This is a genomic window from Kribbella sp. NPDC059898, assembly GCF_042730855.1.
In the GTDB taxonomy this organism is placed as follows: Bacteria; Actinomycetota; Actinomycetes; order Propionibacteriales; family Kribbellaceae; genus Kribbella.
The window spans coordinates 231691-246605 of sequence record NZ_JBHWKR010000002.1 but is presented as its reverse complement, the minus strand read 5'-3'; the positions used below and the strand labels follow the sequence as shown (position 1 = coordinate 246605).

The following is a 14915-nucleotide window of genomic DNA, read 5'->3' as shown; positions in this document are numbered from 1 at the left end:
GGATTGCGCGAAGTCCTCAATCCGCGGGCTCCTATCATCAGCTGAACCCCTAACAGAGGAGATGGGCGTGAAGATCGGGATCGTCGGGGCCGGCGGTGTGGGCGGGTACTTCGGTGCCCGGCTGGCGGCGGCCGGGCAGGACGTCGCGTTCGTGGCTCGCGGCAAGCACCTGGAGGCGATCAGGTCGACGGGGTTGGTTGTGCACAGCCCGGCGGGGGATCTCCAGCTGCCGGTGCGCGCCACCGACGACCCGGCCGAGATCGGCGCGGTCGACTATCTGCTGATCTGCGTGAAGACCTGGCAGCTGCCCGACGTGATCGAGACGATCCGCCCGCTCGCCGGCCCGGACACCGCGATCGTCACGGTGCAGAACGGCGTCGAGGCGCCGGGCCAGGTCGCGCAGGTGTACGGGCAGGACGCCGTACTGCCTGGCGCCGCTGAGGTGATCGCGTACGTCGAAGGTCCCGGCGTGATCCGCCATCTCGGCAACGGCAAGCTCAACGTCGGCGAGTGGGCGAACGGGTCGACCCCGCGGCTCGAGCGACTCCGGGCGGCGTTCGAGGGCGCCGGGTTGCAGGCGACGATTCCGGACGACATCTGGGCGGCCCTGTGGACGAAGTTCCTGTCGGTAGTCCCGACCGGCGGCCTCGGTACGGCGACCGGCGCCGGGTACGGCGTACTCCGCACCCAGCCCGCCACCCGGCAACTCCTCACCGAGGCCACCAGCGAGATCCGCGACCTGGCCCGCGCCCGCGGGATCCAGCTGGCCGCTGACGTCGTCGAGCGCACGCTCGACTGGATCGACCAGCTGCCCGCCGACGGCACCACGTCACTCCAGCGCGACCTGATCGCCGGCCGCCCGTCCGAGCTCGACGCCTGGACCGGCGCCGTCGTCCGCCTCGGCCGCGAGTCCCGGGTCCCCACCCCGATCAACACCCTCCTGTTCGAATTCGCCACCGCCCGCGTCCTTGCTGCCGGCAACTAGCCTTCGATCCGCGCGCGGGTCCGGGCTTCCGTGACGGGCCGCGCGTCGTACGTCCGGACCGCGGCGAACAACGCGCACAGCGTGACGCCGTAGATCGCGACGCCGAGCGGCAGCGCGCTCGTCATGCTGAGCCCGATCATCACCACGGCCCACCCGCCGGCCACGATCGCGGCGTACCGCTGCCAGCCGGTCCATGACCGCAGTACGACGACTCCGGCCACCAGCAGACCGATCGCGGTGAGTGCGACGCCGAGGCCGAAGCCCGCGCCCACGACCTGTGGTCCGGTGTCGGTGAGGCGCCGGTCGGCGATCGGGAGCGACATCAGCTCGGCGACCAGCAGGACCAGCGTGCCGGCGGCGGCGATCGCGGCCCCGATCCGCCCGGCGCGGGGCGGCAGCGCGCGGAACAGGGCGACCATGCCGAGGAACACCAGCAGATGGAGTACGGCGTACGCGACCGAGACCGGTACGAACGCGCCGGCGCTCCACGGGTAGCTCCACTGCTGGTCGGAGATCGTGGACGCCGGCTTCACGAACGCCTCGACGGCGATCCCGGTCAGCGTGGTGATTGCGGCACCGATCAGGCCGATGCCGGACAGACTGCGGTTCATGGTTCCCCACCTTTCGAAGACAGTGGTTCGACGGTAGGAACGCGGCGCCGGAGTCCGCATCGGCAGCAGTACGGCGTTCGATGTAGGTGCCAGCACTGTTGGCGGGAGGCCTCCGCGCTGCCACGATGGTGCCGTGGGTGGGCGTCGGCCGGCGATCGCCGGGATGTTCGGGGTGAGCGTGCTCGCGGAGATCGCCGCGATCATCCTGTCGTGGCGGCTCGAACCGGTCTACGACGCGCTGCTCTACGTCCTGTTCAACCTCGCCACGGTCGGTGCGGGCGCGGTGATCGCGTGGCGGCGGCCGGAGAACGCGATCGGGTGGCTGTTCCTCGGGTTCGGTCTGCTGAACACGGTGGCCTCCGACCTCGCCCAGGGATGGGGCCTCCGCGCGGCCGCGGAGGGGTGGCCGGGCGGCCCCGTCGGCGAGGGGATCTCGGCGGTCAGTTGGCTGCCGAGCGGGTACGGATGGACGCTGACATTCCTGCTGTTCCCGACCGGGCGGTTGCCGGGGCGGCGGTGGCGGGCGGTGCCGTGGGTCGGTGCTGTTGGGTTGCTGGTCAGCATGGCCGCGTGGGCGTTGAGTCCGGAACGCGGGCGGGACTTCGTGTCGGGACGTAATCCGATCGCGGTGGCCGGGCTGCCGACCGGGGTGCTGCTCGGGGTCGGGATGCCGTTGTTCCTGGGGGCGTTGCTCGCGGCGGTGCTGTCGCTGGCGGTGCGGTTCAGTCGGTCGGCCGGGCTGGAACGTCAGCAGTTGAAGTGGTTCGTACTCGCGGCGGTGGTCGCCGGCGTCGCACTGCCGACGAGCTTCGCGCTGTGGTACGTGAGCCCGGCGGCGGGGGTGATCGCGGCCGTCGCGCTGACCGGTCTGCCGCTGGCGGCGGGCGCGGCGATCCTGCGGTACCGGTTGTACGACGTGGATTTCGTGATCAGCCGGACGGTCGCGTACGCCGGGTTGACCATACTGCTGGTGGCGTCGTACGCCGTCGTGACCGTTGCCCTGGGCACCTTCCTCGGGAGCGGCTCGGGATGGACGGTCGCCGTCGCGACGCTAGTCTGCGCGGTGCTGTTCTGGTCGCTGCGCTCACGGATCCAGGACACGGTGGACCGCCGCTTCAACCGCTCGCGGTACGACGCCCTGCACCGAATGACCGCCTTCCTCGACGACGTACGCGCCGGCCGCCGCCCCCCGGAGGACGTCCAGACAGTCCTCCGCGAAATCCTCACCGACCCCACCCTAGAACTCCTCGTCTACCTCCCCGAAACCCACCACTACACCCCCCTCACCACCACCCCCCACCCCAACCACCCCGCCCCGCTTCACCCCACCCCCGACCGGGTCGGCACCTCCCGCCTCGATCACCCGGATCCGCTCCGCGCCGCTTCCGACCGGGTCGGCACTCCCCGCCTCGACCACCCCGACCCGCTCCGCGCCGCTCCCGACCGGGCCGGCACCTCCCGCCTCGACCACCCCGACCCGCTCCGCGCCGCTCCCGACCGGGCCGGCACCTCCCGCCTCGACCACCCCGACCCGCTCCGCGCTGCCCCCGAGCAGGTCGGCGCACCCGACCCCGGTAGCGCGGGGGCAGGCGGGGCTTCGGTGGGCGTGGGGAGGGTTGGTGGGGCTTCGGTGGGCGTCGGGCGGGTTGGTGGGGAGCGCGGTGGGCGGCAGCGGATTGCGATCGAGCGTGGGGATCAACCGATCGGGGTGATCCTGTGGGACGGTGCGAGCCCGCTCGGCCCGGAGTTGGTACGGCAGGTGCTGGAACACGGTGGTCTGGCAGTGGAGATCGCCCGCCTCCGCGCCGAACTGAACCTCCAACTGACCGAGGTGAAAGCCTCCCGCGCCCGCATAGTCACCGCAGCCCACGCCGAACGCCGCCGCATCGAACGAGACCTCCACGACGGAGCCCAGCAACGCCTGGTCTCCATAGGCCTAGCCCTCCGCCACGCCCAACACCAACTGGAATCCGGGCCTGAAATCGCGGCGGTTCAGAAGACGTTGGAGGGGGCTGTGGCTGAGGCGGCGGTGGCTATTGGGGAACTGCGGGAGTTGGCGCGCGGGTTGCCGCCGGCGCAGTTGGATTCGGGGTTGGGGGCGGCGTGTGCGGAGCTGGCGCGGCGGGCTCCGTTGCCTGTGTCGGTGCGGATGCCGGACCAGCGGTTCGACAGCGGGGTCGAGGCGGCGGCGTACTTCATCTGCTGCGAAGGCCTCACCAACGCCGTCAAGCACGCGTCCGCGACCCGCATCCACCTGATCGCCACCCACGACCGCGACCACCTCCTCATCCGCGTCGTCGACGACGGCATCGGCGGCGCCGCCCCCCGGAACGGCACCGGCCTCACCGGACTCGCCGACCGGGCCGCCGCCCTGGGCGGGACCTTCCAGATACAGAGCCGGCCAGGCGCCGGTACGACGCTCGCCGCGGACCTGCCATGCGACCCGTGACCACCGACCACCAGCCACCGCACCGCAAACACAGGGTGCCCCTGCGCGAGGACGTGGCGCCGTTCCGCGAGGGTGGAGTGCCGTTCGGCGGTGGCGAGGTGTCGCGCGAGGGTCAGGTGCCGCTCGGTGGGGGTGATGTGCCGGTCGGCGGGGGGCAGGTGTCGCTGGGCGAGGGAGGGGTGCCGTTCGGGGGTGGCGAGGTGCCGCGCGAGGGTCAGGTACCGCTCGGCGAGGGAGGGGTGCCGTTCGGGGGTGGCGAGGTGCCGCGCGAGGGTCAGGTACCGCTCGGCGACGGCGACGTATCGCTCCGGGAGGACGAGGTGCTGGTGCGCGAGGGTGATGTGCCGGTTTGCGAGGGTCAGGTGTCGCGCCGTGGGGGTTTGCGGGTTGTGATTGCTGAGGATCAGGTGTTGCTTCGGGAAGGGCTTCGGATGTTGTTCGTGGACGGTGGTCATGAGGTTGTCGCGACGCTTGGCGATGCGGACGGCCTGCACGACGCGGTCACGACGTACTCCCCGGATCTCGTCGTCGCGGATATCCGGATGCCGCCGACGCACACCGACGAGGGGGCGCGGGCGGCGCAGTCCTTGAAGGGCGCGCACCCGGAGCTCGGCGTACTCCTGCTGTCGCAGCACATCGAGACGCAGTACGTCGTGGAGCTCGTGTCGCTCGGCGGATTCGGCTACCTCCTGAAGGACCGGGTGCTCGATGTGGCCGAGTTTCTCGCCGCCGCCGAGCGGGTCGCCCGCGGCGGCTCAGCCCTGGACCCGCAGGTGGTCGCCGGGCTGATGGCGCGCCGCGACCCGCTGGCGACGCTGACCGAGCGCGAACGCGGCGTACTCGCGCTGATGGCCGAAGGCCTCACGAACACCGGCATCGCGAAGCGCCTCTACCTCAGCGAACGGACCGTCGAGGCGCACGTCCGCCACCTCTTCACAAAACTGGACCTCCCCGAAACCGAGGACGGCCACCGCCGCGTCCTCGCCGTACTGGCGCACCTCAGCGCCGCGACTCCTCGAAGCCCAGCTCGCTGAGGATGTCGCCGACCGGGCGGCCGGGGGCGGCGGCGGTGACGAGGCCGCGGATGCAGGCGGTCATCACCATCCGGAAGTAGGCCTCGCCGCTGATGGCGGGGAGTTCGACCTGGGCCCCGCCGAGTACGGCGTCGTTGGCGAGCAGGGCGTACACCTTCTCGAGTTCGCGGCGGTGTGAGCCTTCGAAGTACGGGCGGTGGCGTTCCTCGGCGGCGCTCAGGTTGATCGCGAGCGCGGCGACGCCGCCGGACAGCATCAGCGCGGCGCCGGGGCCGTACCCGCGCCGCCCGAGCGCCTCGACGGCCTCTCGCTGGAGTCTGATGCCGGCTTCGCCGCGGGGAAACAGACCCTGCATGTAGCCCGCCAGCCCCGGATGGCCGAGAACGAAGTCGCGGATCTGCTGCGCGAACGACAGCAGGTGCGCCTTGATACCGTCCGTAGGATTGTCAACAATCTGCAGCTCCCGCAGTACCGCCTCGCCGACCAGCGCCTCGAGGCCGGGCTTGCCGTCGACGTGCCGGTACAGGGCCGTCGGGCTGACGCCGAGCGCGGTCGCGACGCCGTTCACGGTCAGGTTGGGCAGGCCGAGCCGCAGCCCCTCGCGTTCGATGTCCGCGACCGTGATCTGTGCCTGGCGACCGCCGGTCTTCCGGCGGGGCGGATTCGCTGTCACAACCCTCCTCTGTTCGGGGCTGACCCCAAAGTTATGCTACTAACTTAGATCGACGCCGTCACCGACGGTGATCTGTTCTGTCCCTCACTCCTCAGGAGATCATGGTGAGCGCACCACGCCCCACCCGGCGCACGATGCTCAAGGCCGCCGGCGGGCTGACCGTCGCTGCCGGCCTCGGCGCCGGCACCATTCTGGCCACCTCCCTCGCCGCGAGCGCCGCGGACGACGGGTTCGGCCTGCACATCACGGATCGGAACGAGAGCGATCCGCGGATGTGGTACTACCGCTTCCAGACCGCCGAGATCAGCTGGGCGCCGGCCGTGAACGTCCTGCTGCCGAGTGACTATCACACCAGCGGGCGCACGTACCCGGTGCTGTACCTGCTGCACGGCGGCCTGGGCGACTTCATGGAGTTCGACCACCACCACATCCGCGAGCTGACCGCCGACAAGCCGCTGATCGTCGTGATGCCCGACGGCGGCCACGCCGGCTGGTACTCGAACCCGGTGAGCAGCAACTCCGGCCCGCACAACTGGGAGAGCTTCCACCTCAACCAGTTGGTCCCGTGGGTGGACGCGAACTTCCGCACGTACGCCGAGTTCGCCGGCCGCGCCGTCGGCGGCTTCTCGATGGGCGGCTTCGGCGCGCTCAAGTACACGGCGAAGTACTACGGCCACTTCTCCTCGATCAGCGCGCACTCCGGCCCGCCCAGCCTGCGCCGGGACAACGGCCTGGTCGTGCACTGGGCGAACGTGTCCTCCGCGGCCTCGGACCTGGCCGGCGGGACGATCTACGGCGCCCCGGCCTGGGACGAGACCCGGGTCACGAACGACAACCCGATGCAGAACCTGGAGCGCTACCGCGGCAAGCGCATCTTCATGGTCGCCGGCACCAGCCCCGGCCCCGACCCGTTCGACCTCGCCAACGAGCGCGAGGTCCTGGCCGGCCAACGCGAGTTCAAGGCTGCCCTCGATGCGGCCAACATCCCGTACACCGCCCACGAGGACGGCGGCGGCCACGTGATCCGCGAAGACCGGCTGGCCGAAGACCTGGAGGGCATCGTCGCCCACCTCCGGAAGGCCTGACCATCAGCTCCACCGGTAGCGAGTCTGGGACGACTCGCTGCCGGTGCTGAAGGCGAATGCCTTGTCCGGCTGAACCTTGTAGAGCTGAGCATTCCCGGTCCGGACGGCGTCGCCCAGTTGATGCCAGGTTCCGTCCTCGCGGGTCAGCTGCCAGCCGTAAGCCTGTTCGAAGGCGGTCGCCACGGCTTCCCTGGTGGCTTGGTCGGTGACGAGGCTCGCAGTGCCTTCGATGACGTAGTCGTTGCCGGTCAGGGTGCCGGTTCCGGTGGTGAGCGCACAGTGCGGGTTGGCGCTGAGGTTCTTGGCTTTCTGCTCGTGCTCCCCGGTGGTGAACCACATGGCGCCGAGCGCCCAGATTGCCAGCAACGGTGTCACGTGGGGCCGGCCGTCCCGGCGTACCGTGCAGAGCTGGAATTTCTGGATCCGCCGCAGTGACCATTCGGTGGCCTCCCACAGTATCGGGCCGGCGCCTGGCGAGGAGAAGGCGCCGACGCTGGTGTGCGGCACAGTCGAGTCGTGGGCCTGAGGAGTGGTCATGATTTGCTCCTGCTGATCGTCGCGGATTCCGCCCCCCACATCCGTGGGGCAGCTCAGTGGGTCCCGGCGAGCTGGTCGGCCAGGATCGTGGTCACCGACAGTGTGGTGTTGAAGTCCGGGTTGAGCCGGGTTTTCGTCAGCGCGAAGGCGACTCCTCGGGCGGGGTCCGCGTAGGCGTAGCTGCCGCCCCCGCCCGGCCATCCGAAGGCCACGGAGTTCTCTTCTGCCGGGGCGCCGATCCTGCCGATCGGGTAGCCCAGTGCCATCCGCGCCGGGTTGCCGAAGACCTGATCCGTACCTTCGAACGCGGGCGCGGTCAGTTCCGCCAGCCGGGCAGGCTCCACAAGTTCTCCTTGCAGAACGGCGTTGTACGTCGCAGCCAGGCCGTGCGCAGTGGCTGTACACACCGACGGTATGTCAGCGCGCAGGATTTCGCCGCTGTTGCCGAAGTCGGCGCTCGGCCGGCTCTCCCACGGCGCGAGGATCGCGTCACCGTCGTCCGGGTCGGCGGGCCATTGCCGTGCCTGTTGCTCCAGGCGCGCCAACTCCGGCAGCGACTCGTTCGGTGCGCCGAAGTAGAGCTGCCCCTCGATACCTAGCGGCGCGGTGATCCACTCACGCAGCAACTCGCCCATGGTCCGGCCGGTCGCGCGGCGGGCGAGCTCGCCGACGAGATGACCGAAGGTGTAGGAGTGGTATCCCATCGCGGTACCGGGCTGCCAGCGCGGCTGGGCGGCGGCCAGCGACTCACACACCCTGGACCAGTCCGGCAGCTCGCTCGGGGTGATCTCGCGCGGCATGGCGGGAAGACCGACCGTATGGGTCAGAACGTGGCGCAGCGTCGCCGTGTCCTTGCCGTGCACACCGAACTCGGGCCAGAGATCCGTGATCGGGCTGTCGTACTCGAGGAACCCACGCGAGACGAGCACATGGGCGAGCGTGGCCGTCACGTTCTTTCCGGTCGAGAAACTGAAGATCGGTGTGTCGGAGGCCATTGGTGTCCCGGTGGCCGGATCGGCCGCCCCGGCCAGTGCGTCGACGATCAGCTTGCCGTCCCGATAGACGGCGACCTGCACACCGGCCTCCGCGCCCGTGCCGACGAGCGTATCGAGATGACGTTGAATCTGATCGTGTATCTCACCCATAGCTCTTCACATCACTTTCCCGACCGTGCGGAGGTCACTGAAGCCGTCTGTCAGAACGTAAGTCGGAACTGATCGAGCAGTCTCGACATGCCGCTTGGGGTCGGAATTCACTCGGCGAGGCGGCGGAGGAGGGCGGCGAGGGTCTGCTGCTCGGTGGCGTCCAGACGCGCGAGCTGGCTGACCATGACGTCGCGACGCTTTTCGCGCAGGGTGGTGAGAATCTGGCGGCCATCGGGGGTCAGGTCGACGAGCGTGGCGCGGCGGTCGTGCGGGTCCGGCTGGCGGGCGACCAGGCCGGCCGCCTCCAGGTCGTCGACGACCGAGGTTGCCGAGCGCGGCACGATTCCGAGACGCGCGGCCAGGTCGCTCAGGCGGATCGGCCGGCCCGCGTTGTCGAGGGTGCGCAGTAGGCGGTACTGGCCGTGGGTGACGCTGTCCCCGAAACCCTCGCGCGAGGCCCGGCGCTGACGGCGGACGATCGCGTCCAGCAGTGCGGAGATCTGCTCGGCGGCGTCGGTGGAGTCATCGCGCGCGTGCATGTGCAGAGCCTAGTGGCCCACGGACTCGCGGACCGGTCGCGGGCGCGGGGGAATAGCCGGGGATCTTGTGAGGTTTGCTCATAATGAGTTAACCTCAGTATATCTGGTCCCTGGCGAAAGGAACTGCATGTCGCAGATTTCCGGCATCCCGGGCGGGGGCGGTGGGGGTGGACGCGCGATGCGTTCGCTGCTCAAGGACTCCTCGGTCCGGCATCACAAACTGTCGGCGGGCACGCTCCGCCGGATCCTCGGGTTCGCCCGTCCGTACCGCGGCTATCTGGCCGCCTTTCTCGTTCTGGTGGCGTTCGACGCCGGTACCGGCGCCGTCACCCCGTTGCTGTTCAAGGCGATCATCGACAAGGGCATCGTGCCCAAGCACGCGAGCGTCGTCGTCTGGCTGGCCCTCGTGGTCGCCGTTCTCGCGCTCGCGAACGGTGCCATCACGCTCGGCGAGCGGTGGTTCTCCGCGCGGATCGGTGAAGGCCTCGTCTACGACCTCCGTACGGCGGTGTTCGACCACGTCCAGCAGTTGCCCGTCGCGTTCTTCAGCCGCACGCAGACCGGCGCCCTCATCCAGCGGCTGAACGGCGACGTACTCGGCGCGCAGCAGGCGTTCACGTCCACGCTCTCGAACGTGGTCAGCAACCTGCTCAGCGTCGTTCTCGTGCTCGGCGCCATGTTCGTGATGTCGTGGCAGATCACGCTGCTCGCGCTTGTCGTCCTGCCGTTGTTCGTGATCCCGGCCCGGCTGCTCGCCGGGAAGTTGCGGGACGCAACGGCCGAGACATACAAGCTGAACGCCACCATGGCGCAGACGATGACCGAGCGGTTCAACGTCGCCGGCGCGGTGCTCGCCAAGGTCTTCGGCCGTACCCAGGACTCGTCGCGGGACTTCGCCGGCAAGGCCGCCCGGGTCCGCGACATCGGCGTCACCACCGCGATGTACGCCAGCGTGTTCCGGGTCTCGCTGACCCTGGTCGCGGCGCTCGCGGTCGCGCTCGTGTACGGCGTCGGCGGCGTACTCGCGGTCGCCGGGTCGCTCGGGATCGGCACGGTCGTCGCGCTGACGGCGTACCTGAACCGGCTCTACGGGCCGCTCACCGCGCTGTCCAACATCCAGGTCGACGTGATGACCACGCTGGTCAGCTTCGAGCGGGTGCTCGAGGTGCTGGACCTCCCGCCGATGGTTGCCGACCGCAAGGATGCGAAGGTGCTGCCGGCAACGGCCGAGCCGTCGATCGAGTTCGACCACGTCTCGTTCCACTACCCGTCCGCCGAAGAGGTGTCCCTGGCCTCGCTCGAGTCCGTCGCGACGTTGTCCGCGGAGACCGGGGAAGAGGTACTGAAGGACGTCACGTTCACCGTCGAGCCCGGGCAACTGGTCGCCGTCGTCGGCCCGTCCGGCGCCGGCAAGTCCACGCTCTCGTCGCTCGTCTCCCGGATGTACGACGCCACCGGCGGCGCCGTCCTGGTCGGCGGGTACGACGTACGCGAGGTCACCCAGAGCTCGCTGCGCGCGGCGATCGGGGTGGTCACGCAGGACTCGCACATGTACCACGACACGATCCGCGCCAACCTGCAGCTGGCCCGGCCGGACGCGACCGACGCGGAGCTGCACGAAGCGCTCGAGGCGGCGCAGATCGCGACGCTGGTCGACAGCTTGCCCGACGGGCTGGACACCGTGGTCGGCGATCGCGGGTACCGGCTGTCCGGCGGTGAACGGCAGCGGCTGGCGATCGCGCGGCTGCTGCTCAAGTCGCCGTCGATCGTGATCCTCGACGAGGCGACCGCGCACCTGGACTCCGAGTCCGAGGCTGCGGTGCAGACCGCGCTCGCGAACGCCCTGGTCGGCCGTACGTCGCTGGTGATCGCGCACCGGCTCTCGACGATCCGCAACGCCGACGTGATCCTGGTGCTCGACGACGGGCGGATCCAGCAGCGCGGCACGCACGACGAGCTGCTCGCGCAGGGCGGGCTGTACGCCGACCTGTACGCGACCCAGTTCGCCAAGGCGGCCTGACCAGTCCCCGGACCCCAGGTCGCGGCGGGACCGCGGCCGGGGGAGGATTCCGGGTATGAGAGATCGGATGACTGCCACCGAGCTGACGTACGACGCTCCTGCCGCGAGCTGGCTGGAGGCGCTGCCGCTCGGCAACGGCCGGATCGGGGCGATGTGGTTCGGCGGTACGGCGCGGGACCGGATCGCGCTCAACGACGAAACCTGCTGGTCGGGGAGCCCGGCGACCACGCGGCGGCTGGCGACTCCGAACGGCGAGGTCGGCGCGGCCGCGGTGGAGCGGGTGCGGGAGGCGCTGGCGCGCGGGGATGTGCGGGCGGCGGAGGAGTTGGCGGGTGGGTTCCAGAGCGGGCACTCGCAGGCGTACCTGCCGCTCGGCGATCTGGTGCTGGACTTCGCGCGTGGCGGTGCGGTCGCGGGGTATCGCCGGCGGCTGGATCTGGATGAGGCGGTCGCGCGGGCCGAGTACACGGTCGACGGGGTGGAGGTCTGGCAGGAGGTCTACGTCAGTGCGCCGGCGGGGGCATTGATCCTACGTCTGGGCGCTTCGCAGCCGCTCACGGTGACGTTCAGCCTGACTTCGCAGCTTCGCTCGACCACCCAAGCTCTCGACGACAACGGCCTCGCGTTACTCGCCACCTGCCCGTCGTCGGTCGCGCCGCCGCACAAGGGCACCGGCGAGCCGATCCAGTACTCCGACGGCGACGACCGCGGCATGAACGCTGCCGTCGTACTCCGCGCCCAAACCAACGGCTCCCTCACCCCCTCAGCCGACAAGTTGACCGCCACCGACGCCACGGACCTCCTGCTGGTCCTCTCCACGGCCACCGGCTACGAAGACCCGCACACCAAACCCACCCGCACTCACGCTGATTGCCGCGACCTAGCAGACACCCCAGTACGCGCCGCGCTGGAGGAGTCGGTCCTGAACGGGGTGTTGCGGGACGAGCATGTGCGGGACCATCAGGGCTTGTTCCGGCGGTCTGTGCTCGTCCTGCCTTCTCAGGTGGCGATGACTACGGATCGGCGGTTGCGTAGGGCGGGGGATGATCCGGGGCTGGCGGCGTTGATCTACAACTTCGGGCGTTATCTGATGATCGCGAGTTCCCGCCCCGGTGGGTTGCCGACCAACCTGCAGGGGATCTGGAACGAGCATCTGCAGCCGCCGTGGAGCAGTAACTACACGGTGAACATCAACACCGAGATGAACTACTGGCCCGCCGAGACCACCTCGCTCTCGGAGTGTCACGAACCGCTGCTCACCTACGTCAAGAACCTCGCCCAGGCAGGCAAAAACACAGCACAACACCTGTACGGCGCCAACGGCTGGGCCGCGCACCACAACGCCGACGCGTGGTGCTGGACCGCCCCCGTGGACGGCAACCCGAAGTGGGCGAACTGGCCGATGGCCGGCATCTGGATGTGCCGCCATCTCTGGGACCACTACGCGTTCACCGGCGACCGCGAGTACCTGAAGGACGTCTGGCCGACCCTCCGCGGCGCCGCCGAGTTCGCGATGGACTGGCTGGTCGAACTCCCCGACGGCACCCTCGGTACCACGCCGTCCACGTCACCCGAGAACGAGTTCATCGCCCCGGACGGCAAGCCCGCCTCGGTCACCACCTCGTCCACGATGGACCTCTCGCTGATCGCCGACCTCTTCGACCGCTGCGCCCAGACCGCCACCGTACTCGACCTCACCGACCCGTTGATCGACGCCCTCCAAGCCGCCCGCAAGCGCATCCCCGACCCCAGGATCGGCGCCCACGGCCAACTCCAGGAATGGCGGGACGACCTCGAAGAGGCCGAGCCGCAGCACCGCCACACCTCGCACCTGATCGGCCTGCACCCCGGCGACCAGATCACCCCGGACGGTACGCCGGACCTCGCCGCGGCCGCCGCCCGTACCCTCGAACTCCGCGGCGACAAGAGCACCGGCTGGTCGCTGGCGTGGCGAATCTCCTTGTGGGCAAGGCTTCGTGACGGTGCCGCCGCGCACCGCCTGGTCCGTGAACTACTCACCCCGGCCGGCGACTCCGGCACCGACTACGTGGGCGACGGCTCCGGGCTGTACCCGAACCTGTTCTGCGCCCACCCGCCGTTCCAGATCGACGGCAACTTCGGCGCCACCGCGGGCATCGCCGAGATGCTCCTGCAGAGCCACACCGGCGAGCTGGAGATCTTCCCGGCCCTCCCGGACGCCTGGCCGGAGGGCTCGATCACCGGTCTCCGTGCTCGTGGCGGCATTGCCGTCGACCTCACCTGGTCCGCAACCAAGGCGACCGCCGTACTGACCCCCGACCGCGACACAACAGTCGTCGTCAGGCATGGAGCGCGCCGCGAGGAGGTGTCCCTGACCGCGAACGCGCCGTACACCTGGACAATCAGGGGATGAGCTTCGTCATCGGCGTCGACATCGGGACCGGCAGTACGAAGGCCGTTCGCTGCACGCTCGACGGCGAGGTGGTCGCGGTCGCCCGCCGCGACCACGCGCCGAGCCTGCCGCGGCCGGGCTGGGCCGAGATGGACGCCGAACGCGACTGGTGGGGCGACGTCGTGCAGGTCCTTGCCGAGCTGGACCCCACCGACGTCGTCGCGGTCTGCGTCTCGGGCCTCGGCCCGTGCGTCGTACAGACCGACGACGACCTGCGCCCGCGCCGCCCGGCGATCCTGTACGGCGTCGACACCCGGTCGACCCGGGAGATCGCCGAGATCACCGAGCAGCTCGGCGCCGACGCGATCCTCGAACGCTGCGGGAAGGACCTGTCCAGCCAGGCGATCGGCCCGAAACTCGCCTGGCTCAAGCGCGACGCGGGTGACGCGTGGCGCCCGCGGGACCGGTGGTTCAGCGCCCACACGTACGTCGTCGCCCACCTGACCGGCGAGTGGATCCTCGACCACCACACGGCCAGCCAGTGCGATCCGTTCTACGACATCCACCGCCAGGACTGGGCCACCGACTGGGTCGAACAGGTCCTCCCCGGTCTCGCCCTGCCCCGCCTGGTCTGGCCGTCCGAACAGATCGGCACGGTACGCCGGGAGGCCGCAGCGCAGACGGGCCTCGCTGAAGGTACGCCGGTCGTCGCGGGCACCGTCGACGCGTGGGCGGAGGCGTTCAGCGTCGGCGTCCGGCGCCCGGGCGACCTGATGCTGATGTACGGCTCGACGATGTTCTTCGTCCAGGTGTTGGCCGCCCCAACGAGTGTCCGCGGCCTCTGGACGACGTCCGGCGTGGAACCGGGATCGCACACCCTGGCCGCCGGCATGGCGACCTCCGGCACCGTCACCACCTGGCTGCAGGACCTCACCGGCGGCGTCCCGTTCGACACCCTCCTGCGCGAGGCCGCCGCCGTACCCGCGGGCAGCGAGGGCCTCGTCCTGCTGCCGTACTTCAGCGGCGAGCGCACCCCCGTCTACGACCCGCTCGCGCGTGGCGTGATCGCCGGCCTGACGCTCCGCCACGGCCGCGGTCATCTCCTGCGGGCGACGTACGAAGGAATCGCCTGCGGGGTGCGGCAGATCCTCGACGTGTTCGGTACGGCGGAACGCATCGTCGCGGTCGGCGGCGGTACGCAGGGCGGGCTGTGGACCCAGATCGTCAGCGATGTCGCGGGCATCCGGCAAACCGTTCCACAGCAGACGATCGGAGCCTCGTACGGCGACGCGCTGCTCGCCGCGATCGGCGTCGGCGCGGTACCGCCGAACACGGACTGGACGCGACCGGATCACGTGGTCGTACCCGACCCAGCCACGGCACCGACGTACGAGACCCTTTTCGGCGCCTATACAGAGCTCTACCCGGCAACCCGCGAGCAAGTGCATCGCCTGGCGGAGAGCTGA

12 protein-coding genes are annotated in these 14915 nt (G+C 70.1%); 7 read left to right on the top strand and 5 right to left on the bottom strand.

The features are described from left to right. Positions 1 to 67 precede the first annotated feature (67 nt). The gene (locus tag ACFV9C_RS06685) at positions 68 to 985 is read left to right on the top strand and encodes a 2-dehydropantoate 2-reductase (protein WP_380191115.1); all 918 of its coding nucleotides are present in this window, start codon (positions 68 to 70) and stop codon (positions 983 to 985) included. Here the strand turns inward: ACFV9C_RS06685 and ACFV9C_RS06680 are convergent. Beyond that, positions 982 to 1596, bottom strand: coding sequence for a hypothetical protein (locus ACFV9C_RS06680; RefSeq protein ID WP_380191113.1), 615 nt, complete (start codon positions 1594 to 1596; stop codon positions 982 to 984). The genes ACFV9C_RS06685 and ACFV9C_RS06680 overlap by 4 nt on opposite strands. Before the next feature lie 133 nt (positions 1597 to 1729). Here ACFV9C_RS06680 and ACFV9C_RS06675 point away from each other — a divergent pair, with 133 nt between their 5' ends. Together ACFV9C_RS06675 and ACFV9C_RS06670 are read left to right on the top strand one after the other, a co-directional pair. Next, a complete protein-coding gene (locus ACFV9C_RS06675; RefSeq protein WP_380191111.1) occupies positions 1730 to 4045 on the top strand; it encodes a sensor histidine kinase in 2316 nt (771 codons plus the stop codon). Further along, the gene (locus ACFV9C_RS06670; RefSeq protein ID WP_380191109.1) at positions 4033 to 5079 is read left to right on the top strand and encodes a LuxR C-terminal-related transcriptional regulator; all 1047 of its coding nucleotides are present in this window, start codon (positions 4033 to 4035) and stop codon (positions 5077 to 5079) included. The genes ACFV9C_RS06675 and ACFV9C_RS06670 overlap by 13 nt, the downstream gene beginning before the upstream one ends. Here the strand turns inward: ACFV9C_RS06670 and ACFV9C_RS06665 are convergent. After that, the gene (locus ACFV9C_RS06665; protein WP_380191107.1) at positions 5045 to 5752 is read right to left on the bottom strand and encodes a TetR/AcrR family transcriptional regulator; all 708 of its coding nucleotides are present in this window, start codon (positions 5750 to 5752) and stop codon (positions 5045 to 5047) included. The genes ACFV9C_RS06670 and ACFV9C_RS06665 overlap by 35 nt on opposite strands. Positions 5753 to 5856: 104 nt before the next feature. On the opposite strand from ACFV9C_RS06665, the gene ACFV9C_RS06660 reads away from it, so the two are divergent. Then, entirely contained in the window at positions 5857 to 6837 is a 981-nt protein-coding gene (locus ACFV9C_RS06660; RefSeq protein ID WP_380191105.1) for an alpha/beta hydrolase, read from the top strand. Between the two features lie 3 nt (positions 6838 to 6840). Here ACFV9C_RS06660 and ACFV9C_RS06655 read toward each other — a convergent pair whose 3' ends face one another. The 3 genes from ACFV9C_RS06655 to ACFV9C_RS06645 all read right to left on the bottom strand — a co-directional run bounded on the left by ACFV9C_RS06655 (position 6841) and on the right by ACFV9C_RS06645 (position 9058). Next, a complete protein-coding gene (locus tag ACFV9C_RS06655) occupies positions 6841 to 7374 on the bottom strand; it encodes a pyridoxamine 5'-phosphate oxidase family protein (RefSeq protein WP_380191103.1) in 534 nt (177 codons plus the stop codon). 53 nt (positions 7375 to 7427) lie between these two features. Next, complete coding sequence (locus tag ACFV9C_RS06650; protein ID WP_380191101.1) at positions 7428 to 8519, bottom strand: serine hydrolase domain-containing protein; 1092 nt, start codon at positions 8517 to 8519, stop codon at positions 7428 to 7430. 107 nt (positions 8520 to 8626) lie between these two features. Beyond that, a complete protein-coding gene (locus ACFV9C_RS06645) occupies positions 8627 to 9058 on the bottom strand; it encodes a MarR family winged helix-turn-helix transcriptional regulator (protein ID WP_380191100.1) in 432 nt (143 codons plus the stop codon). A 127-nt stretch (positions 9059 to 9185) separates the two neighbouring features. Between ACFV9C_RS06645 and ACFV9C_RS06640 the strand changes: the two genes are divergently transcribed. From ACFV9C_RS06640 to ACFV9C_RS06630, 3 genes are read left to right on the top strand one after another with little or no spacing between them, the layout of a single operon-like run. After that, on the top strand, positions 9186 to 11078 hold the full coding sequence (locus ACFV9C_RS06640) for an ABC transporter ATP-binding protein (RefSeq protein ID WP_380191099.1): 1893 nt from the start codon (positions 9186 to 9188) through the stop codon (positions 11076 to 11078). Between the two features lie 55 nt (positions 11079 to 11133). Beyond that, entirely contained in the window at positions 11134 to 13470 is a 2337-nt protein-coding gene (locus tag ACFV9C_RS06635; RefSeq protein ID WP_380191098.1) for a glycoside hydrolase N-terminal domain-containing protein, read from the top strand. Then, a complete protein-coding gene (locus ACFV9C_RS06630) occupies positions 13467 to 14915 on the top strand; it encodes an FGGY-family carbohydrate kinase (RefSeq protein ID WP_380191097.1) in 1449 nt (482 codons plus the stop codon). Before ACFV9C_RS06635 ends, ACFV9C_RS06630 begins: the two co-directional genes overlap by 4 nt.